Source organism: Rhizobacter sp. P2_H2 (assembly GCF_056403375.1).
In genome coordinates this window covers 1-1037 of sequence record NZ_JBFUFP010001477.1, presented here as the reverse complement: position 1 = coordinate 1037, position 1037 = coordinate 1, and the positions used below count along the sequence as shown (strand labels likewise).

The following is a 1037-nucleotide window of genomic DNA, read 5'->3' as shown; positions in this document are numbered from 1 at the left end:
GATCATCCTCGTCATCTGAAATATTCAGATGACGAGGATGATCAGGAGCAACTCGAATCGATTGTCAAACGACTGGATGAAACGGCTGCGACTTTGGAGCAGCAGGCGAATCGCAATGACGCAGACACTCAGTGAGCTGGTTGTTGTCACAACTGTCGGCGGGGCTCACTTTACGTTTGCGGAGCGGCGACGGCCGAGTTCGGAGGACCGCGTAAATTCCCGCCAGTGCGCTTTATCCCTCTCCATCCCGTTGGGCCGCGCCAACCTCCTCGATGAGACGGCGGCACCTATCGGCCACACAGCGGATGGGATGCCAAGTTGAGTGCCACGATCAACAAATTCCTTCTTTCATGCGCATCGTGTCGGCTTAACTTGCCACCGCCTGCCGCACCGCGTGCTCCCACTCGCCCATCAGCGCCTGCGCGCGCTCACGCGACATCGTCGGGTGGAAGGTGCGCTCGACCCGCCACTGCCGCGCCAGTTCGTCGAGCCCGCTGTAGACCCCGCACGACAGCCCGGCCAGCGAGGCCGCGCCGAGCGCGGTGGTCTCGATCACCTTCGGCCGCACCACCGGGATGCCGAGCAGGTCGGCCTGGAACTGCATCAGCAGGTCGTTGACACAGGCGCCACCGTCCACGCGCAGTTCGCTGACCGGCGCACCGCCGGCCGCGACCGCATCGCGACCCATCGCCTGCAGCAGCGCCGCGCTCTGGAACGCGATGCTCTCCAGCGCCGCGCGCGCGATGTGCGCCACCGTGGTGCCGCGCGTCAGCCCGACGATCGCGCCGCGCGCCTCGGCCTTCCAGTACGGCGCGCCCAGGCCGGTGAAGGCCGGCACGAACATCACGCCGCCGGCATCGGGCACGCTCTCGGCGAGCGACTGCACCTCGCTGCTCGCCTTGATCGCGTTCAGCCCGTCGCGCAGCCACTGCACCACCGCCCCGCCGATGAAGACGCTGCCCTCGAGCGCGAACTCGGTCTGCGCCGTCGGCTGCGCCGCGCTGGTGGTGATCAGCCCGTTGGTCGAGGTCTGGAAC

The 1037-nt window shown here is 66.8% G+C and carries 1 protein-coding gene; it reads right to left on the bottom strand.

From position 1 onward, the window contains the following. Positions 1 to 367 precede the first annotated feature (367 nt). Positions 368 to 1037 (bottom strand): FGGY family carbohydrate kinase (locus tag AC1D15_RS34050; protein ID WP_477829549.1); only part of this gene is annotated, 670 nt, incomplete at its 5' end.